Origin of the sequence: Vibrio sp. 10N.239.311.G01 (genome assembly GCF_041465805.1) — a bacterium.
Taxonomy (GTDB): Bacteria; Pseudomonadota; Gammaproteobacteria; order Enterobacterales; family Vibrionaceae; genus Vibrio; species Vibrio crassostreae_C.
In genome coordinates this window covers 45,679-72,302 of sequence record NZ_JBFSRM010000022.1, presented here as the reverse complement: position 1 = coordinate 72,302, position 26,624 = coordinate 45,679, and the positions used below count along the sequence as shown (strand labels likewise).

16 protein-coding genes are annotated in these 26,624 nt (G+C 45.7%); 6 read left to right on the top strand and 10 right to left on the bottom strand.

The genetic code is table 11. The annotated features are described in order from the left end of the window. Positions 1-6 precede the first annotated feature (6 nt). The 3 genes from AB6D06_RS16775 (at position 7) to AB6D06_RS16765 (ending at position 5,988) form a co-directional block, all read left to right on the top strand. Positions 7-1,968: a beta-N-acetylhexosaminidase gene (locus AB6D06_RS16775; protein WP_372111098.1), complete on the top strand. Its 1,962-nt coding sequence runs from the start codon at positions 7-9 to the stop codon at positions 1,966-1,968. A 127-nt stretch (positions 1,969-2,095) separates the two neighbouring features. Further along, complete coding sequence (locus AB6D06_RS16770) at positions 2,096-4,501, top strand: GH36-type glycosyl hydrolase domain-containing protein (protein ID WP_017066806.1); 2,406 nt, start codon at positions 2,096-2,098, stop codon at positions 4,499-4,501. A gap of 74 nt (positions 4,502-4,575) precedes the next feature. Next, on the top strand, positions 4,576-5,988 hold the full coding sequence (locus AB6D06_RS16765) for a phosphoglucomutase/phosphomannomutase family protein (RefSeq protein WP_372083289.1): 1,413 nt from the start codon (positions 4,576-4,578) through the stop codon (positions 5,986-5,988). Positions 5,989-6,138: 150 nt separating this feature from the next. Here the strand turns inward: AB6D06_RS16765 and AB6D06_RS16760 are convergent, their stop codons facing one another. The 6 genes from AB6D06_RS16760 to AB6D06_RS16735 form a co-directional block, all read right to left on the bottom strand. After that, positions 6,139-7,167, bottom strand: a complete 1,029-nt coding sequence (locus AB6D06_RS16760; RefSeq protein WP_017059417.1) for an ABC transporter ATP-binding protein — start codon at positions 7,165-7,167, stop codon at positions 6,139-6,141. Then, positions 7,167-8,792: an iron ABC transporter permease gene (locus AB6D06_RS16755; protein ID WP_017059418.1), complete on the bottom strand. Its 1,626-nt coding sequence runs from the start codon at positions 8,790-8,792 to the stop codon at positions 7,167-7,169. Before AB6D06_RS16755 ends, AB6D06_RS16760 begins: the two co-directional genes overlap by 1 nt. Positions 8,793-9,036: 244 nt before the next feature. Further along, a complete protein-coding gene (locus AB6D06_RS16750; protein WP_017059419.1) occupies positions 9,037-10,050 on the bottom strand; it encodes a Fe(3+) ABC transporter substrate-binding protein in 1,014 nt (337 codons plus the stop codon). Positions 10,051-10,345: 295 nt separating this feature from the next. After that, positions 10,346-11,575, bottom strand: a complete 1,230-nt coding sequence (locus tag AB6D06_RS16745; RefSeq protein WP_017059420.1) for an ammonium transporter — start codon at positions 11,573-11,575, stop codon at positions 10,346-10,348. 27 nt (positions 11,576-11,602) lie between these two features. After that, positions 11,603-11,941 (bottom strand): P-II family nitrogen regulator, encoded by a 339-nt coding sequence (glnK, locus tag AB6D06_RS16740; RefSeq protein ID WP_004738200.1) that lies wholly within the window; start codon positions 11,939-11,941, stop codon positions 11,603-11,605. A gap of 238 nt (positions 11,942-12,179) precedes the next feature. Further along, positions 12,180-12,548 carry a YacL family protein gene (locus AB6D06_RS16735; RefSeq protein ID WP_019824378.1) on the bottom strand — a complete coding sequence of 123 codons (369 nt, stop codon included), beginning with the start codon at positions 12,546-12,548 and terminating at the stop codon, positions 12,180-12,182. A gap of 131 nt (positions 12,549-12,679) precedes the next feature. Here AB6D06_RS16735 and AB6D06_RS16730 point away from each other — a divergent pair, with 131 nt between their 5' ends. The 3 genes from AB6D06_RS16730 (at position 12,680) to AB6D06_RS16720 (ending at position 16,377) form a co-directional block, all read left to right on the top strand. After that, positions 12,680-13,834, top strand: a complete 1,155-nt coding sequence (locus AB6D06_RS16730; protein ID WP_017066809.1) for a sugar diacid recognition domain-containing protein — start codon at positions 12,680-12,682, stop codon at positions 13,832-13,834. 127 nt (positions 13,835-13,961) lie between these two features. Next, complete coding sequence (locus AB6D06_RS16725) at positions 13,962-15,227, top strand: GntP family permease (RefSeq protein ID WP_017059423.1); 1,266 nt, start codon at positions 13,962-13,964, stop codon at positions 15,225-15,227. A 16-nt stretch (positions 15,228-15,243) separates the two neighbouring features. Further along, positions 15,244-16,377: a glycerate kinase gene (locus tag AB6D06_RS16720; RefSeq protein ID WP_372111094.1), complete on the top strand. Its 1,134-nt coding sequence runs from the start codon at positions 15,244-15,246 to the stop codon at positions 16,375-16,377. A 101-nt stretch (positions 16,378-16,478) separates the two neighbouring features. Here AB6D06_RS16720 and acnB read toward each other — a convergent pair whose 3' ends face one another. The 4 genes from acnB to hrpB form a co-directional block, all read right to left on the bottom strand. Then, entirely contained in the window at positions 16,479-19,067 is a 2,589-nt protein-coding gene (gene acnB / locus AB6D06_RS16715) for a bifunctional aconitate hydratase 2/2-methylisocitrate dehydratase (RefSeq protein ID WP_017059425.1), read from the bottom strand. A 272-nt stretch (positions 19,068-19,339) separates the two neighbouring features. Next, complete coding sequence (locus tag AB6D06_RS16710) at positions 19,340-21,673, bottom strand: patatin-like phospholipase family protein (protein ID WP_065606141.1); 2,334 nt, start codon at positions 21,671-21,673, stop codon at positions 19,340-19,342. A 38-nt stretch (positions 21,674-21,711) separates the two neighbouring features. Continuing rightward, the gene (gene mrcB / locus AB6D06_RS16705) at positions 21,712-24,111 is read right to left on the bottom strand and encodes a penicillin-binding protein 1B (RefSeq protein ID WP_372100004.1); all 2,400 of its coding nucleotides are present in this window, start codon (positions 24,109-24,111) and stop codon (positions 21,712-21,714) included. After that, on the bottom strand, positions 24,108-26,606 hold the full coding sequence (gene hrpB, locus AB6D06_RS16700; protein ID WP_372111089.1) for an ATP-dependent helicase HrpB: 2,499 nt from the start codon (positions 26,604-26,606) through the stop codon (positions 24,108-24,110). Before hrpB ends, mrcB begins: the two co-directional genes overlap by 4 nt. Between the last annotated feature and the right edge of the window lie 18 nt (positions 26,607-26,624).

The following is a 26,624-nucleotide window of genomic DNA, read 5'->3' as shown; positions in this document are numbered from 1 at the left end:
AGTTATATGAATTATCGCATCGACTTAGCTGTTCTTTCTGAACAAAAAAATAACTGCCGATTTGGCCTTACGGTACATAACTTAAGTGACCTCGACGTAAAAGATTGGTCTCTGCACTTTGCATTTGATCGTTTCATCCTTCCAGAGAGTTTATCGCAAGGAGAGCTGACTCAAGTTGGCAGCTTTTGCTCATTCACACCAAGTTCGTCAGTGTTAAAGGCCAACAACCATTACTACCTTGAATTCAGTATTCAAAGCGCACCATTCCGCTTCTATTCTGATGGCCTTAACGATGCCTTTATCCAGTCACATAATGATGGAGAAACATCGGTACTGCCTGTCGCGATATCACCCATAGTACTGGCTTCGCCATACCGTGAACGCAATCAAATACCTGAAGTTAACGCTGCTGAGATTGCATTGATTCCTCAGCCTAATCAGATCGAATTTCAGCAAGGTAGTTTCGCGCTAAATAACTTCGCGCTAAATAACGACTGCAGAATTGAGGTTCAATCTCATCTTGCTGATAAGGCAGTCTCTTGGTTCCAGCAAGAGTTGCTCTCGACCTTTGAGCTGTCTCTTTCGACCGCGCTTTCAGCTGAACTTTCAAAAGACGAAAGCGGCAACATTCTATTTCGCAGCAACCCGACGTTAGATGAAGCCGAATACAAACTGACCATCACTGCACAACAGATTATTGCTGAATCAGGCAGCCAGTCGGGCTTTACACACGCTGTGGCAAGCTTGATTCAACTAGTTCAACAACTGGACGCAGAGAACTTCTCTCTACCATGTTGCAAGATAGCCGACCAACCGCGCTTTAAGTACCGCGGCATGATGTTGGACTGCGCTCGTCACTTCCACTCAGTAGAGCAAGTGAAGCGTTTAATCAATCAACTGGCGCACTACAAGTTCAACGTATTTCATTGGCACCTAACTGACGATGAAGGTTGGAGAATTGAGATAAAGAGCCTGCCACAGCTAACAGAAATTGGCGCTTGGCGTGGCCCTGATCATGCACTAGAGCCGCAATATACCCACATTGCGGAAAACTACGGCGGCTTCTACACGCAACAACAAATTCGTGAAGTCATTGAATATGCAGAGCAACGCAGCATCACGGTGATCCCAGAGATCGATATTCCGGGACACTGCCGTGCCGCAATCAAATCACTGCCTGACATGCTGGTAGAGCAAGCGGATACCACTCAATACAAGAGCATTCAGCACTACAACGACAATGTACTAAACCCAGGTTTGCCCGGTACTTACCAATTTCTAGATGCAGTTATTGAAGAAGTCGCAGAGCTATTCCCGAGCGAATTGATTCACATGGGTGCAGACGAAGTGCCACCCGGTGTGTGGACCAACAGCCCTGCTGCTCAAGCATTGATGAAAGAACACCAGTACCAAGACAGCAAAGACCTACAAGGCCACCTATTCCGCTATGCCGAAAACAAGCTTAAGCAACTCGGCAAACGCATGGTCGGCTGGGAAGAAGCACAGCACGGCGACAAAGTGAGTAAAGAGACCATCATCTACTCATGGCTCAGTGAAGAAGCGGCTGTCAATTGCGCTCGCCAAGGCTTTGATGTGGTGTTGCAACCTGCACAGTTTACCTATCTCGACATGACCCAAGATTATGCACCGGAAGAACCGGGCGTAGATTGGGCTGCCGTTATCCCATTAGAACAAGCTTATACCTACGAAGCACTTGCTGAGGTATCCGACACCGACCCAATTCGTAAGCGGATCCGCGGAATTCAGTGTGCTCTATGGTGTGAGATCGTCACCAACCAAAAGCGTATGGATTACATGGTATTCCCAAGAATTAGCGCTTTAGCTGAAGGATGTTGGACACATAAAAACAACCGAAACTGGCTAGATTACCTATCTCGCCTAAAGGGGCATCTGCCATTACTCGACAAACTCAATGTTGATTATCGCAACCCTTGGAAAGCTCAATAAAACAAACCAAAGCGACACTCATATCGAGTGGTTCCTGACTCAAATTAAGGTGCTCAGTTAGATACGACTCAGCATCACTATTTAAAAATTAGCTGCATAGATGCAGTTTGTTAAAAAGGAAATGACAATGAAATACGGCTATTTCGATAACGACAATCGCGAATACGTCATCACTCGCCCTGATGTACCAGCACCTTGGACAAACTACCTAGGTACTGAAAAGTTTTGTACCGTGATTTCGCACAATGCGGGCGGTTACTCGTTCTACAATTCTCCGGAATACAACCGTGTTACTAAGTTCCGTCCAAACGGCACCTTTGACCGTCCTGGACACTATGTGTACCTGCGTGATGATGAGACAGGTGATTACTGGTCTATCTCTTGGCAACCAGTGGCAAAGAGCCTAGATGAAGCGAACTACGAAGTTCGTCACGGCCTGTCATACTCAAAATTCAAATGTGAATACAGCGGCATTACCGCAACCAAGACGCTATTCGTACCTAAGGGTGAAGATGCAGAAGTTTGGGACGTTGTATTAAAGAACAACACTGACAAGCCACGTACTATCAGCACTTTCTCGTTTGTTGAGTTCTCTTTCAGCCATATTCAATCAGACAATCAAAACCATCAGATGTCTTTGTACTCTGCGGGCACGTCTTACCAAGAAGGTGTTCTGGAATACGACCTGTACTACAACACTAACGACTTTGAAGGCTTCTACTACCTAGCTTCAACTTTCTCACCAGACAGCTACGATGGCCAACGTGACAACTTCCTTGGTATGTACCGTGATGAAGCAAATCCAATTGCGGTTGAAAACGGTAAGTGTTCTAACAGCGCTCAAACTTGTTACAACCATTGTGGTTCTCTGCACAAGCAATTTACGATTCAACCCGGTGAAGAAGTTCGCTTTGCGTATGTACTCGGTATCGGTAAAGGCAACGGTGAACGCCTACGTGAGAAGTACCAAGACACAGCAAACGTAGACGCCGCTTTCCAAGGCATCAAAGATCACTGGGACGAGCGTTGCAACAAATTCCAAGTTAAGTCGCCAAACGAAGGCTTAGACACAATGATCAACACGTGGACGCTATACCAAGCGGAAACCTGTGTGGTTTGGTCACGCTTTGCATCATTCATCGAAGTTGGCGGTCGTACTGGTCTTGGTTACCGTGATACGGCTCAAGATGCTATTTCAGTACCCCATGCCAACCCACAAATGACCAAGAAACGTATTATCGACCTGCTTCGCGGCCAAGTGAAAGCGGGCTACGGTCTACACTTGTTCGATCCTGACTGGTTCGATCCAGAGAAAGCCGACGTTGAGCCATCAAAATCACCAACAGTTGTTCCAACACCGTCAGATGACGACAAGATCCACGGCATTGAAGACACATGTTCTGATGACCACCTATGGATCGTTCCGACCATTATCAAATACGTAATGGAAACCGGTGAGCACGACTTCTTCGATGAAGTGATTCCATACGCAGACGGTGGCGAGGCGACAGTTTATGAACACATGAAAGCGGCACTGAACTTCTCTGCTGAATACGTGGGTCAAACGGGTATCTGTAAAGGCCTTCGTGCTGACTGGAATGACTGTTTGAACCTAGGTGGTGGTGAATCTTCAATGGTTTCATTCCTACACTTCTGGGCGCTACAAGAATTCCTAGATCTTGCTAAGTTCCGTAATAACGATGCTGATGTTGCGAAATACACTGAAATGGCAGCTAACGTTCGCGAAGCGTGTGAAACGCACCTTTGGGATGACGAAGGCGGCTGGTACATCCGTGGTCTAACTAAAAATGGCGACAAGATCGGTACCGCTCAACAAGCTGAAGGTCGTGTACACCTTGAGTCAAACACGCTAGCCGTTCTATCTGGTGCTGTATCTCAAGAACGCGGTGAGAAAGCGATGGACGCTGTTGATGAGAACCTTTTCTCAGAATACGGCCTACACCTAAACTCTCCTTCATTTGCAACACCAAACGATGATATCGGTTTCGTAACTCGCGTTTACCAAGGCGTAAAAGAGAACGGCGCAATCTTCTCTCACCCTAACCCATGGGCCTGGGTAGCAGAAGCGAAACTAGGCCGTGGTGACCGTGCGATGAAATTCTACGACGCACTGAACCCATACAACCAAAACGACATGATTGAAACGCGTTACGCAGAACCATACTCGTACGTGCAGTTCATCATGGGTAAAGATCACCAAGACCACGGCCGTGCAAACCACCCTTGGTTAACCGGTACCTCTGGTTGGGCTTACTTCGCGGTAACCAACTTCATTCTTGGTGTTCGTACAGGCTTTGAAGGCTTAACGGTTGATCCTTGTATCCCGACTGATTGGCCAGAATTCGAGGTTACTCGTCAATGGCGTGGCGCGACTTATAACATCACAGTGCAAAACCCGAATGCAGTAAGCAAAGGCGTTGCCTCTATCACTATCAATGGTGAATCAGTTGAAGGCGCTATCCCAGTACAAGCAGAAGGCAGCGTGAACGATGTTGTCGTTGTTCTAGGCTAGTCACGCAATTTAACGAACAGCTCTTGTCTCAAGTCTTTACAGGCTTGAGACAATGAGACTAAAAGGATTTTCTAATGATTAAATTTGGTACAGGTGGCTGGCGCGCTTTCATTGGTGAGGAGTTCACTAGAGAAAACGTCCGTTTGGTAGCGCAAGCACTCGCTAACATCATCAACAACGAAGATGCAGCCAAGAATGGGTTTGTGATCGGCTATGACCGTCGTTTCCTTTCCGATAAAGCCGCATGTTGGTTTGCAGAAGTACTTGCGGCGAACAACATCAAAGTAAGCTTCATCGATAAGTTTGTTCCAACACCTATCGTGATGTTCCAAGCAAAAGAGATGGGATGCACCTACTCGGCGTGTATTACCGCCTCTCACAACCCAGCCGATTACAATGGCATCAAGGTATTCATTGAAGGTGGCCGTGATGCTGATGAGATCATCACAGAGAAGATCGAACAGCAAATCGCAACACTGACCAACGAAGATATTATTCGTGTCGATTTCGAGCAAGCATTAAACGACAAAGAAATCGAGATCATCAACCCGATGAACGACTTTGTTGATTCAATCATCAACTTCATCGATATCGATTCGATCAAGAAAGCTAACCTACGTGTACTGATTGACCCAATGTTTGGCGTTGCAAAAAATGCTCTGCAAACCGTGCTGATTAACGGTCGCTGTGATGTCGACGTCATCAACGATGGCAAAAACCCAGATTTTGGTGGCTTAATGCCGTCGCCAAATGCTGCAACGCTGTATCGCTTGAAGCACTTAGTTGCAGCAGAAGGCTATGACATTGGTATTGGTACTGATGGCGATGCTGACCGTTTGGGAATCATCGATGAGAAAGGTCACTTCATTCACCCTAACGAAGTGCTACTCCTACTTTACTACTACTTGCTGGAATACAAAGGCTGGAAGGGCTCTGTCGTTCGTAACATCGCAACCACACACCTACTGGATAAAGTGGCGGCAGATCATGGTGAGAAGAGCTTTGAGGTTCCTGTAGGCTTTAAGCATATCAGCTCACAAATGGAGGCCGATGACTCTCTGATTGGTGGCGAAAGTTCAGGTGGTTTAACCATTCGTGGTCACATCAAAGGTAAGGATGGCGTATTTGCTTCAAGCTTACTGGTTGAGATGATCAGTGTGACAGGCAAGAAGCTGTCTGAATTACTTGATGAGATTTACTCTAAATATGGCTATGCCTACACCGCAGAAGGCGATTATAAGTTTAAACCTTCAGAGAAAGAAGCGCTCTACACTAAGATCTACGTCGAGAAGCAACTGCCTGAATTTGAATACGAAATTGAAAGAGTCAGCTATGAAGATGGTGCCAAGGTGTACTTCAAGAATGGCGGCTGGGTCATTGCTCGCTTCTCAGGAACAGAGCCGTTACTACGAATCTTCGCAGAAATGGAAGATAAAGACACTGCAGAACGTGTTCTTCAAAAAGTGAAAGACTTCCTCTCTCTATAGGCTTATAGAGTGCAGCAGTTTTGTATGGGACTTAACAAATCACTGCCTTGTTAAAGCCTATAAGTGAAGAACTCTTGCCCAGTACTTTGATTAAAGTGCTGGGCTTTTTTATCGCGATTCTTGTAACGATTAGTATCGCGTTATATCTCTTTAAAAAGCCAATACGCCTTTGGTATCGACTTTTACGTTGACCGGCATACCCACTTCAAGTGCTTCTGACGAGGTTGCTAATAACTTCTGACCATGCGCTTCGATTACATAACGACAGTGATCACCCATAAATTGCTGTTCTAGCACCGAAATAGCACTATCTTGCTCGTAACTTGCTTGGATATGCTGGGGCCTTAGCAGAAGCTCACATGTATTGCCGAACTCAATCTCCGTTTGCGGTTTGGCTTCAACCATACCCAAACTGGTTTCAAATTCATGCTCCGAAATACGCTGTGCATTGAGGTAGCTACCGCCACCCAAAAAGTCTGCAACAAACTTACTTGAAGGATGGAAATACAACTCAGATGCCGAACCATACTGCTCAATCACACCATGGTTCATTACTGCCATTTTATCTGCAAATGCGAACGCTTCTTCACGGCTGTGAGTTACGAAGATAGCTGTAACACCCTGCTTCTTAAAAATCTTGCGAATCTGAGAAATCAGCTCATGACGAACCTGAGTATCGATGTTTGAGAATGGTTCATCTAACAGTAGCAAGTCTGGCTTGTACGCCAAAGAACGAGCAATAGCGACACGCTGTTGTTGACCACCTGAAAGTTGGTGTGGGTAGCGGTCACCGTACTCATCTAAGTGAACCAACTCCAGCATCTCTTGAACTTTGTCTTTCTTTTGCTGCTCAGAAAGGTCTTTCAAGCCAAAGCCGACATTCTGGTTTACCGTCAGGTGCGGAAACAGGGCGTAATCTTGGAAAATCATACCAATGTTACGCTGCTCTGGTGGCAACCAATTCTCGCCATCATCAATGGTTTGACAGTTCAAACTCATCACACCGCTACTCAAAGGAAGTAAGCCCGCAATCGCCTTCAGTAAGGTCGTTTTACCGCAGCCACTCGCACCAAGAAGACAAACAATTTCACCATGCTCAACTTCTAACGAGAGCGCTTCCAAAATGGTTTGCGACTCATACTTACAAGTCAGATCTTTAATTGATAATGCACAACTCATTAGTTTTTCTGCTCCAAGGAACGGTTTACGATGATTAGAGGAATTAAACCCACCAACACCAATAATACAGCAGGCATCGCCGCCAATTCTAGGTGCTCATCTGAGGCATAGTTATAAACATAAGTCGCCAATGTTTCGAAGTTGAAAGGACGCAGCAGCAAGGCCGCATTCAACTCTTTCATTGATTCGATAAACACCAGTAAGCCAGCGATCAATGCGCCACGTTTAATCAAAGGTAAATGAACACGGCGTAACATCTGATTGGTATTGCAACCCATGGTTTTTGAGGCCATATCCAATGAAGGGGATACTTTACTCAAGCTGCTTTCAATACTGCCAATTGCCACTGCAGAGAAACGTACGACCATGGCAAAAATTAGCGCGAACATGGAGCCAGAGAAGATCAAACCAGGTCGCCCCCACTCCATCACTTTCGCAATGTCATTGACCAAGTGATCCATGAACAAAACAGGTACCATCACCCCAATCGCTAACACGGTGCCTGGAACGGCATAGCCCATCGAAGCGAGACGCATATAAGCCTGATTTTTCTTACTCGGACTAACGCGTTGATTAAAGTTAACAATCATCGCGATAATCACGCCAATAATCGCAGCAGCTACCGAAACGTAAAGGCTGTTGATGGCATATTCTCTGAATTCAGGGGTCCAGCTTTGAGCAAAATATTTGTAGGCGTAAATAATGAGCTGGCCAAGAGGGAATAAGAACGCAACGCAAACTAATCCCCAGCACCAGAATAGTGCCAGCCATTTTTTCCAACCAGAAAGGTCGTAACGAAAATCTTCGCGGCTGCTGAACTGATTCTGGAATAGCTTCTGCTTACGGCGACTGTATCGCTCTGAGCTCAACAGTAGGATCACGATAACCAGCATGATTGCCGATATTTTCGCAGCTGCCGTTAAGCTTGAGTAGCCTAGCCAAGTATCATAAACCGCAGTCGTTAAAGTATTTACCGCAAAGTAACTCACGGTACCAAAGTCACCGATGGTCTCCATAGCAACAAGCGATAAACCGACCGCCATTGATGGACGAACAAGTGGTAAGGAGATACGACGGAAGCTTTCCCAAGGCGAGCATTTTAGCAACCGAGCGGATTGCAGTAAGGAGACGTTTTGCTCCATAAATGCGGCGCGGCACAGCAAGTAAACATAAGGATAGAGAACGAGAGACAGAACAATAATAGCACCAGATAAGGTTCTAATATCCGGGAACCAATACTCACCGGGTCCCCACCCAGTAAGATCTCGCAGTAGAACCTGAACAGGGCCGGCAAAGTCGAACCAATCGGTAAAGATATAGCCAACAATATAGCCTGGCATTGCTAATGGCAGGACGAGTGCCCACTGCAAAACACGCTCTCCCGGAACACGGCACATTGCCATAACCCAAGCCGACGGAATACCAAAAACTAAAGACAGGAACATGGTTCCTATGACTAAAACCACCGTATTGTAGGCATAGGTAGGCATCACTGTGGACATCAGATGAGAAAATAGCTCATCTGTTTCTCCAACAGCCGTCGTAAAAATCGCTAAGATCGGTAAGACCAGTAATACAGCAATAATGCCGCTACTGGTGTTCCATAAATAATTCTTTTCTTTCATCGCCTAACTACAACGAGGCTTAATGAAACACAAATGCATTTGCAAATACATCTCATATCCTTTTAATGGTGGGGTTATTTATACCCATATACTCTAATGACTTCAAGGTGAGATGCTAATAACTCAAGGGATCAACGGGGTGCTTTGTATCAAAAAGTGATTTTCCAATAACAAACAACCCCAAGTAGCCAAAATGGCGACTTGAGGTTGTCATTTTACTTAGGCCGAAGCCTACCGTAATAAATTATAGATCGAACTTAACTTCGTCTAATAGCTTGATTGCAGCCGCGTGGTGGTTTGCAATTTCGTCTAGAGAAATAGTATCCGCTTTGAACTCGCCCCATGAAGCAACAAGCTCAGAAGGTTTAACGTCTGCTTTCACTGGGTATTCGTAGTTCACTTCTGCGTACATGCTTTGTGCTGTGTCACCAGATAGGAATTCCATCAGCTTAACGGCATTCTCTTCATTTGGAGAGTATTTAGCCATTGCCATACCAGAGATGTTTACGTGAGTACCTGTAGTCTCTTGGTTAGGGAAGTTAATGTAAACAGAGTCAGCCCAAGCTTTTTGCTCTTTATCATTAACCATCTTACCTAGGTAGTAGCTGTTACCAAGAGCAACATCACATAGACCTTCTTTAATCGCTTTAACTTGCGCGCGGTCGTTACCTTGAGGCTTACGTGCTAGGTTTGCTTTTACGCCTTCTAGCCATTCTTTCGTTTCAGCTTCACCTTTGTGAGCAATCATCGAAGATACTAGAGAAACATTGTATGGGTGCTTACCACTACGAGTACAGATTTTGCCTTTAAATTCAGGCTTAGTTAGATCTTCGTAAGTGAACTCTTCACCTAGACGACCAACACGGTCACGTGAAGAATAAACGCTACGTGTACGAGTTGTTAGAGCGAACCACTCGTTATCTGTATCTTGGTATTGAGCTGGGATGTTCTTTTCAAGTACATCGCTCTCTACAGATTGAACTAGACCTTGTTTAGTTAATTCAGATAGACGGCTGATATCTACAGTTAAGACAACGTCAGCTGGGCTGTATTCACCCTCTTGAGCTAACTTCTCTGCTAAACCTTTTTTAGCAAACTTAACGTTTACTTTAATACCAGTCTCTTTTGTGAACTCTTTGAACATTGGCTCAACAAGGAAAGGTTGACGGTAAGAGTATACGTTTACTTCTTCCGCAGCCATTGCTGTCGGGGCAATTACACCACACGCTAGAGCTGAAAGTGTTAGCAGTTTCTTCATTGTAAAATCCTTTATATCGAAATGATAATGTCTATCAGTTGCGTTATTATATTCATCATTAACATAATTACAATGACGACCAACAAAAAATCCGTCTACTCAGACCATTCAAACTCTCACTTTTGTAACAAACCATTTCAACTTTGTGTCTTGTCGTTCCCTTTAAACAATGAGCCTAACTTCAACGTTCGTGTTTATATATTGTGCAACCGTAAATACAACAAAGCCCCGCAACAAGAGTTGCGGGGCTTTCTTTGTCCAACCTAACCCATTCAGATTAGGCGACGACTGTTGATTATTTTACTGATACAAACTCAGGGTAAGCGCCGACACCACAATCGTGCATGTCCATACCTTCAAGTTCTTCATCTTCCGTTACTCGGATACCGATTGTTGCTTTAAGCACCGCCCATACTGCTAGGCTAGCACCGAATACCCATGCAAAGATGACTGCTGCACCCATTAGCTGAGCACCAAACGTTGCATCAGCGTTGCTTAGTGGCACAGCCATTAGACCGAAGAAACCACATACACCGTGTACAGAGATAGCACCTACTGGATCATCAATCTTAGCTTTGTCTAGAGCGATGATGCTGAATACAACCAATGCACCAGATACCGAACCAATCGCTACAGCAAATAGAGGTGATGGTGATAGAGGGTCTGCAGTGATTGCTACTAGGCCAGCTAACGCGCCGTTAAGAATCATTGTTAGGTCTGCTTTACCCCAAGTTGTTTTACATACTAGTAGTGCTGCAATTGCGCCTGCTGCTGCTGCTGCGTTGGTGTTAAGGAAGATTTGACCTACTGCTGTTGCGTTCTCAAAATCCGAAACCATCAGTTGAGAACCGCCGTTGAAACCGAACCAACCGAACCAAAGGATAAATGTACCTAGCGTTGCAAGTGGCATGTTTGAACCAGGAATCGGGTAGATTTCACCGTTCTTACCGTATTTACCTTTACGAGCACCGAGTAGTAGAACACCAGCTAACGCTGCTGCTGCACCAGCCATGTGTACGATACCTGAACCTGCGAAGTCACTGAAACCCGCTTCTGATAGGAAACCACCGCCCCAAGTCCAATAACCTTCAACAGGGTAAATGAACGCTGTTAGTACTACAGAGAAGATTAGGAATGACCAAAGCTTCATACGCTCAGCAACCGCACCAGATACTACAGACATTGCTGTTGCAACGAATACTACCTGGAAGAAGAAGTCTGATTCTAGAGAGTGATCTGCGCCTTCACCTTGTGTACCAATTAGAGTACCAAATGATGGCAACCAACCGCCTTCACCGTTGTCGACATACATGATGTTGTAACCAACCACTAAGAAAGCTGTACAAGCAATTGCGTACAAACAGATGTTCTTAGTTAAAATTTCTGTGGTGTTCTTTGAACGAACTAGGCCAGCTTCTAACATCGCGAAGCCTGCTGCCATCCACATTACCAACGCACCTGAAATGAGGAAGAAAAAAGTGTCTAGTGCGTAACGTAGTTCCGTTACTGTTGTTGTAAGTTCCATATTAAAGTCTCCAGTCCTTGTAATTCTTTAAAGTGCTTCAGCATCCATTTCACCAGTACGAATTCGTACGGCTTGGCTTAGGTCATACACAAAAATTTTGCCGTCGCCGATTTTTCCGGTGTGTGCCGCTTGGCTAATCGCTTCAACAACTCGGTCAACATTCTCAGCTTGGGTAGCAATCTCTAGCTTCACCTTTGGTAGGAAATCCACTTGGTACTCTGCACCACGATACAATTCAGTGTGTCCCTTCTGACGACCAAAGCCTTTCACTTCAGAAACAGTCATACCTTCAATACCCACATCAGAGAGCGCTTCGCGTACATCGTCTAATTTGAATGGCTTAACAATGGCATTTATTAATTTCATATTCGTTCCTTAAATTCTTACTTAATCCGTTAATTCTCTTATTACAATCCAAGTAGCGTGCCAAAAAGTTAAGTGCTTGATTTTAAATAAGATGAAGATAATAAGGTCGTAATAACGAAAAAGGCCGCACCAACATGGTGCAGCCTTTTCACTATCTTAATGCGCGATGCTCTTATTGCTCCAGTTTTGGGCAACGGAGCCTTCAAAGCTCTGAATGACTAACAAATAGGTCTTAGGACTAGTAACCTAAAAAATCCATCCAGCGTTCGATGAGCAGTTCGAAATCGTCGATTCCACAGCTTGCTTGGCTTTCACAGTTATAGAAGTCGAACTCACTGCCCTCTTCCATCTCTTGCTCATGCGCTAACACGTTTTCTTGAATCGTTACTTCGTCTTCATTAATCGCAAGGCTAATCTCTTTGCCAAGCAACGTCACTTCATTGCTCAAGTCCTGTCGAGATTGCTCAATCAACGCCATCACATGATCTAATTTTTGCTTATCTTTACCGATCTCTTCTTGAAGCCAACGGCCAACAATCTCATGGCCCATGCTGCATTTCACATAGTATTCACCCATTAGAGTGTTTCTAGTAAATTCAAACTCCATAACTCAACCTATACTGCATTAATACTCAAGCGATACTATTTCTGAGTATACCATTGTCTTGTCAGAAACGAGCGTATTGCCGAATTTATCGTTACGATCCAACCTACACAGTCAATGAAGAGGAGGGCTCTATGCAGTTGAACGAAATGATTGCCAAACAAATTGTCGAACGAACCATGAAGATCATCCCACACTCGATTAATGTGATGGATAATAAAGGTCGCATTATTGGATCCAGTGATCCTACTCGCTTATACCAAAAACATGAAGGAGCGGTACTTGCCATCACCGAATCACGAGTCGTTAATATTGACGAAGCCACTGCCGAACACCTAAAAGGGGTTAAGCCTGGAGTTAATTTACCGATTCTATTTCAGGATAATGTCATTGGGGCGATTGGGGTTTCTGGGACACTGCAGCAAGTTCATCATTTTGGTGAGCTGGTGAAGATGACCGCTGAGCTTATTGTTGAACAAGCTGTACTTATGTCTCAAGTAGAATGGAATAAGAGGCATCGTGAAGAATTGGTATTGCAATTAATCCGAGGTAGCACGCTTAATGACATGCAACTGCAATCCATCGCACAGCGTCTGGATCTCGACCTTGCACAACCGCGGATTGCCGCCATCGTCAAGGTGTTACCGATAGGAGACACTGCGCCTTCATTGGAAAACTTACAGCAATTAGTACATTTACTTGAATATCCCGAGCGCGATAATTTAGTCGGTATCTTGTCTGTTTCACAAAACGAAGTGGTGGTACTCAAGCCTATAACCCTGATAGGGAACAGCTGGTCCAAGGATGCAGAAGCCAAGCGCGTGAAATTGCTACTCAAAAGAATAAAGAAAGAAGCTAAGTTTCAAATCAAGATTGCGCTTGGGGATTACTTTACCGGACTTTCTGGTTTAGCACGCTCATATGATACCGCTGAGCTCACTATGCGCAGTGTCGGTAACCGCCCCGGAGACATGTTTTTCTATCAAGACTATCGACTGCCGGCCATTATGAGTAGCCTGTTACAAGATCCATGGATTCGTGAGCAACTGGAGCAGTCTTACCTACATCTTCAACAACAGGACAGTAAAGGGATACTGATCAAAACTTTGAAGACATATTTAAAGCAGAACTGTGATTCAGCTCTCACCTGTAACGAACTACATATCCATCGCAATACGCTACGCTATCGAACAGACAAGATAAACCAAATAACATCATTAAATATCAACAATATAGACGATCTATTTCAACTCTACATTGCAATAAATCTATTCCACTGGTCGAGCTAAAAAATGTGCAACTGCACAATTTAAAAGGACCGATTTGAGCACTTATTTGTAGAGAATGACAAAGACTTACCAACCCTATATCTTTATATTTGCCGAAAATGACACATCGTTATCTGGGAAATAGAACATGATTGAAGTTTCAACTCTTGGCGCACTTTCAGCATTGATTGTTGCTATCGCGCTCATTCTTAAAAAAGTGCCACCCACCTACGGCATGATCATCGGTGCTTTGGTTGGCGGCGTGGTTGGCGGCGTTTCTCTCACCGAAACCGTTGAGTTAATGATAGGTGGTGCCCAAGGGATCGTCACTTCAGTGATGCGAATTCTCGCCGCTGGTGTGTTGGCCGGCGTACTAATTGAATCAGGGGCGGCTACCTCGATTGCAGAATCCATCATCAAAAAAGTAGGCGAAACTCGCGCCTTACTTGCTCTTGCCATTGCGACCATGATTTTAACCGCTGTTGGCGTTTTCGTTGATGTGGCCGTTATCACGGTTTCTCCTATTGCACTGGCTATTGCTCGCCGCGCAGACCTTTCTAAAACCGCGATCCTTTTGGCGATGGTGGGCGGCGGTAAAGCAGGTAATGTCATGTCGCCTAACCCAAATGCCATTGCGGCGGCTGATGCGTTCAATGTTCCGTTAACCTCTGTGATGGCTGCAGGCGTGATTCCGGGTCTATTTGGGCTGCTTTTCGCCTACTTCTTGGCAAAGCGCCTCGTCAATAAAGGTTCAAAAGTAGCGGAAAGTGAAGTGGTCAAAGCGGATCAAAGTTCACTGCCAAGCTTTTCTTCTTCAATCGTTGCACCGTTAGTGGCTATTGCCCTACTCGCGCTGCGACCACTCGCTGATATCAATGTTGATCCTCTAATTGCATTACCCTTGGGTGGATTGCTGGGTGCACTGGCTATGGGTCGCTTCAAACAAGCCAATAGCTTTGCGGTTTCAGGCTTGTCACGTATGGCACCGGTTGCTGTAATGCTACTGGGCACAGGAACCATTGCAGGCATCATTGCTAACTCAGGACTAAAAGCTGATCTGATTGAAGTGCTGACGATGTCTGGGCTGCCTTCTTACTTACTTGCTCCGTTTTCTGGCGCACTGATGGCACTATCAACCGCATCGACAACTGCCGGAACAGTAGTGGCATCGAATGTATTTGCCAGCACCATTCTTGAGCTAGGTGTTCCAGCTCTCGCAGGCGCAGCAATGATCCACTCTGGTGCGACAGTACTTGACCATATGCCACATGGTAGCTTCTTCCATGCCACGGGTGGTGCGGTACATATGAGTATTCATGAACGTCTAAAACTCATCCCTTATGAGTCAGCGGTCGGTCTTGTTATCGCCTTCGTCTCAGTAATGATCTTCGGTGTATTTGGTCTGTTTGTTTAAGTTTAAAGGTATCAAAATGAAAATTGTAATTGCTCCTGACTCATATAAAGAAAGCCTATCAGCAATGGGCGTTGCTCAAGCGATTGAAGATGGCTTTAAACAGCTAATACCAAACGCCGAATACGTAAAATTACCAATGGCTGATGGTGGTGAAGGCACAGTACAATCTCTGGTGGATGCGACCAATGGCTCTATCATCCAACATCCAGTGATTGGTCCATTAGGTGAAATTGTCGAAGGCTTCTACGGTATGTTCGGTGACGGTAAAACTGCCATTATTGAAATGGCGGCCGCTTCCGGCCTAGATTTAGTCTCTCCAGAACAACGTAATCCACTAAAAACCACTACCTATGGTACGGGTGAGTTGATCAAAGCCGTATTAGATAAAGGTGTTGAGCATATTATTATTGGCATTGGTGGTAGTGCGACCAATGATGGTGGCTTAGGAATGGCTCAAGCGCTAGGCATTCGTATGCTAGATGCAGAGGGTCACGAGCTGGTGTTTGGTGGTGGTGAACTGTCAAAACTGACAACCATTGATCTCACCAACCTCGACCCACGCCTACAAAACGTAAGCTTAGAGGTCGCTTGTGATGTCGATAATCCATTATGCGGACCAAAAGGGGCATCACAGGTATTCGGTCCGCAAAAAGGCGCAACACCAGAAATGGTTGAGCTGTTAGATGCTAACCTTGCTCATTATGCCAGTATCATGAAAAACCAGTTAGGCGTCGATGTCATTGATCTCCCTGGTGCTGGCGCGGCAGGCGGTCTAGGCGCGGCACTTGTTGGCCTGTTAAATGCGGAGCTTCGCCCTGGTATTAACATCGTAATGGACGCCGTCAATTTAGATGAAATAGTCTCAGATGCTGATCTTGTGATTACAGGAGAGGGGCGCATTGATAGCCAAACCATTCATGGCAAAACACCGATTGGTGTCGCTCGCACAGCCAAAAAACATAAACTGCCTGTCATCGGTATTGCCGGCTGTCTAGCCAGTGATTGTGGTGTGGTTCATGAGCATGGTATCGACGCGGTATTTGCGGTAGTGAACCGTTCAGTAGACTTGCCGACAGCTTTGGCTGAAGCGGCTGAAAATATTGAACTTACTGCTCGCAATGTTGCAGCAATGTATACGATTAAGCACTAATCGAGCTCTCTGTAAGCTAAAAGCAATTTTCGCTGTATGCTAAAAGCAATTAAGGCCGCTATTCACAGCGGCCTTAATTATATTTACAACAAAATCAGACGTTACGCAGGCTCTTGGAAGATAACCGTGTCTGCTTTTTCCGTGTACTGACCCATTTTATGGAAGTTCAGGTAACGGTATGTATCAGCAGCGGTTGCATTAATCTTCTCAGCGTACTCTAAGTACTCTTCTTTCGTTGGGATGCGACCTAGAATCGCGCCAACAGCAGAAAGCTCAGCAGAAGCCAGATAAACGTTCGCGCCATTACCTAAGCGGTTCGGGAAATTACGCGTTGACGTCGACATAACCGTCGAAGCATCAGCAACACGAGCTTGGTTACCCATACATAGTGAACAGCCAGGAGTTTCGATACGTACCCCAGCACGACCGAAGATGCCGTAGTAGCCTTCTTCTGTCAGTTGGTCTTTATCCATCTTCGTTGGCGGAGCCACCCATAGGCGAGTATTTAGCGAGCCGTTAAACTCTTCTAGCATCTTACCTGCAGCACGGAAGTGACCGATGTTCGTCATACAAGAACCGATGAACACTTCTTGAATCTCAGTACCTTGAACGTCCGAAAGAAGACGAGCATCATCTGGATCGTTTGGTGCACATAGGATTGGTTGATCGATATCAGCAAGGTCAATCTCGATAACGTGCGCGTATTCCGCATCTGAATCAGCAGACAGCAACTCAGGGTTAGCTAGCCACTCTTCCATTGCTGTAATACGACGCTCAATCGTACGAACATCACCGTAACCTTCAGCGATCATCCACTTCAGCATCACGATGTTCGAGTTCAAGTACTCAGAGATAGACTCTTCAGAAAGCTTAACGGTACAACCTGCAGCAGAACGCTCAGCAGATGCATCAGAAAGCTCAAATGCTTGCTCAACAGATAAGTGCTCAACACCTTCAATTTCTAGTACACGACCAGAGAATTCGTTGATCTTACCGGCTTTCTCTACCGTTAGTAGGCCTTGCTTGATGCCGTAAAGAGGAATGGCATGTACTAGGTCACGTAGCGTGATACCCGGTTGCATTTCACCTTTAAAGCGAACCAAGATAGATTCAGGCATATCAAGAGGCATAACGCCTGTTGCTGCAGCAAATGCTACCAAGCCAGAACCCGCAGGGAATGAAATACCTAGAGGGAAACGAGTATGCGAGTCACCACCTGTACCTACAGTATCAGGAAGAAGCATACGGTTTAGCCATGAGTGGATAACGCCATCACCCGGACGAAGTGAAACACCCGCACGATTCATGATGAAATCAGGTAGCGTATGGTGAGTGTTTACATCGACTGGTTTAGGGTATGCCGATGTGTGACAGAAAGACTGCATTACAAGGTCTGCAGAGAAACCAAGACACGCCAGATCTTTAAGCTCATCACGAGTCATAGGACCGGTCGTATCTTGAGAACCCACTGTCGTCATTTTAGGTTCACAGTACTGACCAGCACGCACACCTTCAACGCCACATGCTTTACCAACCATCTTCTGAGCTAGCGTGTAGCCTTTATCAGATGCAGATGGATCGATTGGTTTAGCAAACAGATCCGTTTCAGCTAGACCTAGAGCGTCACGAGCACGACCCGTTAGACCACGACCGATGATCAGTGGAATACGGCCACCAGCACGCACTTCATCAAGAAGTACTTTGCTTAGCTCAAAGTTTGAGATCACAGAACCGTTCTTGTGAACAACACCTTCGTACGGGTAGATATCAATGATATCGCCCATGTTCATGTCTTGTACGTTCAGTTCAATGGGTAGTGCGCCTGAATCTTCCATTGTGTTGTAGAAGATTGGTGCAATTTTACCACCAAGACAAACACCGCCAGTACGCTTGTTTGGTACGAATGGGATATCTTCACCCATGAACCAAAGTACTGAGTTTGTTGCCGATTTACGTGAAGAACCTGTACCAACAACATCACCAACGTAAGCCAGTGGAATGCCATCTTTTTGCATTTCTTCAATTTGTTTGATTGGACCAACGCTACCCTGTTCATCAGGAGTAATGCCATCACGTTCCATCTTCAGCATCGCTTTCGCGTGTACTGGGATGTCAGGACGTGACCATGCATCAGGCGCTGGAGATAGGTCATCGGTGTTCGTTTCACCAGTGACTTTAAATACTTTTACTGTGATTTTTTCTGCTACTTTATCTTTCGCTGTAAACCATTCAGCATCAGCCCAAGATTGAAGTACTTGTTGTGCAGCAGCATTGCCAGCTTTCGCTTTCTCTTCTACGTCATAGAACGCATCGAACATCAGTAGAGTATGAGATAGCGCTTTAACAGCGATTGGAGCAAGCTCAGCATCGTCTAGTAGAGATACTAGAGATTCGATGTTGTAACCGCCTTGCATGGTACCAAGCAGTTCTGCAGCTTTTGCTTTGCTTACTAGTGGCGAAGCTACTTCACCTTTAGTGATAGCCGTAAGGAAGCCAGCTTTTACGTAAGCAGCTTCATCTACACCCGGTGGAATGCGATTTTCTAGTAGGTCAAGAATGATTTCTTCTTCACCTTGAGGTGGATTCTTCAGAAGTTCAACTAGGCCAGCTACCTGCTCAGCATCTAGTGGTTTTGGAACAACTCCTTCGGCAGCACGTTCTTCGACGTGTTTACGGTAGGCTTCAAGCACGACTTTTTTCCTCTCATTGCGGTTCACTTCTTCCCTTCATAATTGTTAGTAAAATAAAGAAGTGAACATCCTTGGAAACTTGGCTCTCCATTGCCATTTTTGTCATTCAATTTGTATTGATGAGCGGCGTCATAGAGGCCAAACTGTGGGCGGTAGAATAGCAAATTTAACGTTAAATTAAAATCTTATCATTTTGACCAACATAGCAAGTTAAGACGAAAGTCCCACTATTTTTGCCTAATTACGCACTTAAATGGCTACTCTACGCATGATTATTTGTAGGAAGTACCGACAATCAAATAGACCGAATCATAGTTATCTTCAGTTCGGCCATAAGCCAAAATGATCGGTCCTATTGGCGAATCAACACCAGCAAAAACAGAACCTGCGGTGTACATTGGTGCTTCATCAATGGTTAAATCATTGTTCGACCAAACACCACCATGTTCTATGGATGCACCTACGTAGAACGGTGATTTAAAGAGGCCGAAGTCATTTTCAAACCACTTATAACGATAGATAAGGCTGGTGTAGGCCAAGTTCTGACCTATCATACTATTCCTTGGAATACCTGACAGGTTTAAGAAGCCACCAAGCTCTTTGGGGTCGATTGGAAAAACAGAGTTTTTACTTTCTACAATTCCGTAATCAAGCTTTGCGACTAAAGTATGCTTCTCAATACTCTTTGCTGCCATGAAATTAGCCGAAAACTCATAAACAGTATCGCTTTCAGACCCTAGATCCGGGGTATCTCCAGACGTGTTGTCCTCAAAGTCATCATGGGAAACAAGATATTCTAAATCGACAAAGTAACCTTTCGTTGGCAAACTAAAATTATCTAAAGTATCGAGTCGATAACTAATAAACCCGCCTATACGTGTATACGCTCCGTTACCAAAAGATGGTAGCGAAGAAACCTCCAAACCCCCATCAGTATAACGAGCACCAAATTTCAGTTCTTGCCACAACGTCGGTTGATAGCCTAATGCCAATTCACCGACATATTCACTATAAGTCAGTGGGACATAGTCTGTAGTCGCTTCTAATGTCGGTTCTCCAACCTCCCCCTCAACCACGGACAAATTTCTGTTTTCCTTACTGTAAACAATCGATGCAGAAGTGAACAGTTTTTGACTCGAAAAGAAGGGCGAGTAAAGTTCCGCTTCAATTCGTTTGTCAGTACCCATCTCGACGTTAGTTCTTAGCTCTGCACCATGCTTATTAATATCGGTAAAGTTGGCTGAGACACCGATCGAGTACTGACTGGTAGTAGAGAAATCATCTTCAAGAAAGAATCGAAAGTTGAGGTAGTTTGGGCCCCAAGACTTTTCGTTCACATCGACTTGAAGTTGATCTTCACCGTCAACGTTGTCAAATTCATAAGTGACCAACTCAAATCTATCCAGTGCATAGAGATCTTTCACTTTAGATTCGATTTCACTGGTTTTCAAAACCTCACCAGAATCGAGATTTAAGCGGTTTTCGATCAACTTATCTGAATAGTGGGTGTTGTTGTTGATGACAACCCTATCGACGACAGTCTTATCGCCATGTTTCAGCTGTCTGCGTGCTTTTTGTTTGTCCTCGATATAATGCTGATAATCGGCATTTGAGAGCGATAGCTTAGAAAGTTCATCAGTATGCTGCTTAGCGGCTTCATAGCCCGCGAGGAAAGCCGATGGCATTTTATCAAAGTCAGTCGTCTCCATTTGCCCAACATCAGGGCGCAGGAAAACATCATCATCAGTCAGTGTTTCAGCTTGCTCTTGAGTGCTGCGTTGGACCAAATAATTCGAGAGTTGGTCAGCTGCCGCTAGAAAATTCGTGAAGTCTTCTTTGCCTTTGTAATTGGTACTGATATCCACCGCAATGACGATGTCCGCGCCCATCGCTCTAGCAACGTCGACTGGCATATTATTGGTGACACCACCATCAACCAGCATTCGGCCATCTAATTCATAAGGGGGAAGCGCTCCGGGAACTGACATACTGGCCATCATCGCATCAACAAGGTGACCATGGTCGATGACCACTTCTTCAAGCTCAATAATGTCGGTTGCGACTGAACGGTAGGGAATAGCAAGATGGTCAAAAGAGTCGAGTGGAGATAGGTTACCTGTGGTCTCACGCAGAATACGCAACATATTCTGACCTTGAACCACGCCTTTCCTAGCTTTGATTTCGCCCCAACCTAAACCGAGATCGGTGTTCAGTTGGTAACGGTCTTCATATTCTTTGTCACGTACTCGGCGATCACTACGGTTAACACGATCACGGTAGCCGCGATTCCAATCAACCGTATAAATAAAACTTTCAATCTCATCAGCACTCATCCCTGTCGCATAAAGCCCACCAACGTAAGAACCCATGCTAGTACCAGTAATGTAATCAACCGGAATTTGCATCTCTTCTAGCGCTTTAAGTACACCAATGTGAGCCGCTCCTTTGGCTCCTCCACCAGCAAGCACAACAGCAACGGTTGGTCTTTTATGAGCTTGTCCAGCTTGCTGAGATTGTTCCACCGGTGTCACAGTCGATGCAAACAGCTGAAAACTGATCACAGTACCGACAATGCCTAAGCTGCTCACTATCCAACGAGAAATCATTATTTAAACTATCCTTGTCATTCTTTTCTTTTACGACTTTACCACTGAAAAAGCTTTTTTAGCCACTGTTTTGGTTGACTTTCACAACCCTTTTTAATGTTTCCATTCTCATCCCAAACCGGCAGTTTAACCGTACCGTCACAGTCAAACTCTAAAGCCCCTTGAGAAGTTCGAGTAAAACTTGCCGTCGTAATGCCATTCGGCCAAGGCAACAGTAACTGCTCTGGAGTTCGATGTTTCAGATAATCGGCATAGACACGTAGCGCACCACTAGAGCCCGTGAGTTTAGTCGGCTTATTATCATCGCGCCCTAGCCAGATGGTAGTGACTTCGCGACCATCTACGCCCACGAACCAACTGTCTCGGCTGTCATTACTAGTGCCAGTTTTACCAGCTAACCCTGCCCATGCAAACTGACCTTGTAGGAAACGGCCCGTGCCTTCCGACACGCCACGTTTCATTGCATAGGTTGTAAGCCAAGCGGCTTGCTGGTCAACGCTTTGTGATACACGAGGGATCGACTGATACAGAACCTCGCCATCGTTATCAACAACTGAGCGAAGCGCAGACAAAGGTGCTATACGCCCAGAATTGGTAATGGTTTGATACATCTGCGCAACTTGGAACGGAGTCAGTGAGAACGAACCCAAAAACATCGACGGCACTGGGCGAATCTCATTTTTATCGACCCCCAGTTTTCCAATCGTATCCGAGACGCTATCAATGCCTAATTGCATGCCTAAACGAACAGTAGGTACGTTGTAAGACTTAGAAAGCGCCACATACAAAGGCACATCGCCACGGAACTTACGATCGAAGTTTCTCGGGCTCCACACGCTACCTTTACTGCCTTTCAAGCTCAGTGGCGTGTCTTTCAATGTTGTCGCCAACGTGTACTTCTGAGGCTGCTCTAGTGCGGTTAAGTAAATTGCAGGCTTGACCAAAGAACCAATTGGGCGACTCGCGTTCAAGGCACGGTTAAAGCCATCGTAGCCAGTACGCTTACCACCGACCATCGCCCGGATTTCACCGGTATTTCTATCCACGGCAATAGCTGCTGCTTCCAGCTTATTACCTGCGGTTTTCGATAAATCAGGCACCTTACGAGCAATCGACTTCTCTAACTTGTCTTGAGATACCGGATCCAGAGAGGTAAAGACTCGAATCCCTTTTTTCGCCTCAAATCGATCGCCGACATACTTCTTAAGCTCAATGTTTACTTGTTGGAAATAAGCGGGCTGACGGCTAGCAATGCGTGGGTTGTCTTGAATATCCAAATCACGACTCGCCGCCTCTTCGTACTGTTTCGGCGTCAATATGTCTTGTTGCATCAGCAAACGTAGAACCAAATCACGTCGAGTCTTCGCTCGCTCAGGGTAACGAACCGGGTTGTAATACGAAGGTCCTTTGACCATGCCGACCAGCAGTGCTAGTTGATCGATGCGCAGCTCTTGAATAGGTTGACCAAAATACAAACGAGACGCTAAACCGAAGCCATGAATCGCTTGCCCACCATTCTGTCCAAGATAAACCTCATTTAAGTAAGCCTCTAGGATACGGTCTTTGCTGTAACGATGGTCTAAGATAAGTGCAATGTAGGCTTCACGAACCTTACGCCACAATGTACGTTCACTGGACAGGAACAGGTTTTTTGCCAACTGTTGTGTCAGCGTACTACCACCTTGTACCGTTCGCCCAGCTTTGACGTTAACGACCATTGCACGAGCGATGGCCAGTGGCGACACACCATCGTGTTGATAGAAGTTTCGGTCTTCGGTTGCCAGTAAGGCATCAACCATCACTTCTGGGAACTGATTGCGTTTTAAGAACAGGCGCTGCTCATCGTTACTTTTCTCAAGCATGCCAAGCATTTTCGGTTCAACACGCAGGTAGCCCATGTCGCCTTTCTTCTCCAGCGACTGAATGCGAGTTAATTCGTTACCATTGAAGTGCAGCATCACATGACGATCCGCTTCCGGTCCATCAACAAACTCGAACGGACGACGAATCATTTCAATCTTGGTCGAAGAAGAAGAGTATTCGCCTGGGTGACGAGGCGCGTTCACCTTACGGTAATTAAGTACATCGAGCTCATTCTTAACCTGAACCAAACTCACCGGAGTTCCCGGAGACAGGTCTAGTACTCGCGCATAAACCACGGTTGGCAAATCAAACAGCTGACCTTCAAAGCGCTGTTTGACCACAGAATCAAGATAAATACCGACGAACAACAGCAATGCCGCAAGCGCTAAGCCCGCTTTCCAAGAAATGCCCCATAGGATCTTCAACCAACCTCTTTTGCCAGATTTCTTAGCCTTAGGTTTGGTCTTTTTCGCAGCCGCTCTTGGTTTTCTTGGCTTGGCTTTGGTCGCTGGTGACTTCTTTGCTGGCGCTTTTTTAGGTGGTGCCTTTTTTGGCGTTAACATTTTGGTCATCATCGATTCAACTGTCGTTTAGTTTTAGTGGTTGCTACATGGTTAGCAGGGTCATCCGGCCAAGGATGTTTTGGGTAACGGCCCTTCATCTCTTTTTGTACTTCTTTGTACGCGCCAGCCCAAAAGCCAGCTAAATCTTGAGTAATTTGTAGTGGTCGCTGTGCTGGAGAAAGGAGCTCAAGCACTACTTTTTTACGCCCTTGCGCGATCAATGGCGAGTCTTGTTCGCCAAAGACTTCCTGCATTCGCACTGAGATCACTGGTTCAGATTGATATTGATAACGAATGGCCTTCTTGCTGCCTGTTGGCATCAGATAGTGCGTTGGCAACCATTGGTCGATTTCTTGATTCAAAGGCCAACCAAGATAAGCCGACAATGCTTGCTCAATCGAAACACTAGACAGTCCTTTTGCCGACTTAATGCCATTCAGATAGGGAGATAGCCACTCATCAAGGTGTTCAATCAAACTCGCATCGTCCATCGCTGGCCAATCATGCTCAGGCATCCAAAGCTCTGCACAGCGTACACGCTCAACCAACTGCTTAGCCGAAGCTGTCCAATTTAAGCGATCCAACCCACATCGAGCGACATAATTGAGCAGCGCTTGGCTCGCCTGATTCGCATCGGGATCAGGTAAAGCTTTGGTGCTGATAATCAACTTGCCCTGAGATACACGCTGCTCAGCAACTAAACGGCCACGTTTCTCATCCCAATCGGCGTAATCGGAACGCACAAACAGTTTTGGAAATTCAGCTTCTAACTGTGCGATATCAACCGCGGTGGCTAAGAAAATCTGACTGGCTCGCCCTGTGCTGCGCATCAAATCAATCACTACGATATAGTTATTGTTCGCCAGTGGATCATCATCACGAACCTCAGCACCGTGGCCATTCGCCAAAAGGAAAGCACTGCTGGTCGCGCTTCTCACTTGTGCAATCCGGTCTGGGAAGGCAAAACAAAGCACTAATGGTAGCAATGATTCGTCAGCTTGTGACAAATCTAAGTGATGATTGAGTTTGCTCGCGAGACTTTTCGCTCGCTGCATCACAACGCTATTTTTGGAATGTTTTCTTTGCTTAAGTCGATGCAAAGAGTGTTGAATATCCGTCACATTGCGCTCCGGCTCTTCCAGCAAAGCAGCAGCAACAATCGCGACATTCAACAGAGCAGGACTACCTTGCTGCGCTTTAACCAACATGCTGGCAATACGAGGCTCTAGACCTAAACGTTGGACCTGTTTTCCTAATGCCGTAAATTGACCATTATCGTCTAACAATTCAAGAGTCTGTAAGAGTTGCTTGGCTTGCCCGATAGAAGCTTTGGGTGGAACGTCTAACCATTGCAGTTCATCAGCACTCGCAGCGCCCCATTGCGTCAATTCAGACACCAGCGAAGACAAATCAGAATGAAGAATTTCAGGTTCTGGTATAGCTGGTTGCTGCATCAGCTGCGTTTCGCTGTACAAACGAACGCACAAGCCCTCTTCAATTCGTCCCGCACGGCCCGCTCGTTGTTCAGCTGAAGATTGCGAGATTTTCACTTGCTCAAGCTTAGTAATACCGGTTTTCAGATCGAACTTCGCCACACGTTCAAGCCCAGAATCAACCACCAATCGAATACCTTCAATCGTCAAAGAAGTCTCAGCAATATTGGTCGCTAACACCACCTTTCGACGCCCTTTCTCTGATGGCGCGATCGCTTTCTGCTGTTGAGAAAAGCTGAGTTGCCCATACAGAGGACACACATCGATATCATTGGCGAATTGTTCTAGTTGAGATTCCACCTGCTTAATCGCAGAAACGCCCGGCAAAAAGGCCAGAAGTGAGCCTGACTCTTTCTCCATCAGAGAGCGAATCACGTTAGCCATTTTAGGGGCTAGATATTCATTTGCGTTAAGAGGCTGATAACGGAAATCGACCGGAAAGGTGCGACCTTGTGATTCAACGTATTTGGCATTCGGCAGCAAAGTTTGCAGAGCTTGTTGATCTAAAGTTGCCGACATCACTACCACTTTCAGATCGTCACGCAACGCCTCTTGGATCTCTAAGCTAAACGCCAATGCGGTATCGGCGTGAATACTGCGCTCGTGAAATTCATCAAAGATCACCATATCAACCCCAGTTAATTCAGGGTCGGTTTGGATCATTCTTGTCATGATCCCTTCAGTAACAATCTCTAAGCGAGTCGCACTGCTGCTTTTAGATTCACCACGAACTCTAAAGCCAATGCTCTCTCCCACCTTTTCTCCCAATTGGCTCGCTAAGTAAGTAGCAATATTCCTTGCAGCCAAACGCCTCGGTTCAAGCATGATGATTTTGCCTTGAACGGCGTTGGTCTTAACTAACTGTAAAGGGAAGAATGTTGACTTACCCGCACCGGGAGCGGCCTTTAGAATAAGTTGAGTGTGTGTTTCTACGCCAGCGAGCAGATCTGGCATCACAGCTTCTATGGGCAGTTGTGGCAATGGGAGAACCTTGTGGTGTAATGTTGGCAACATTGTACATAAAAACCTACC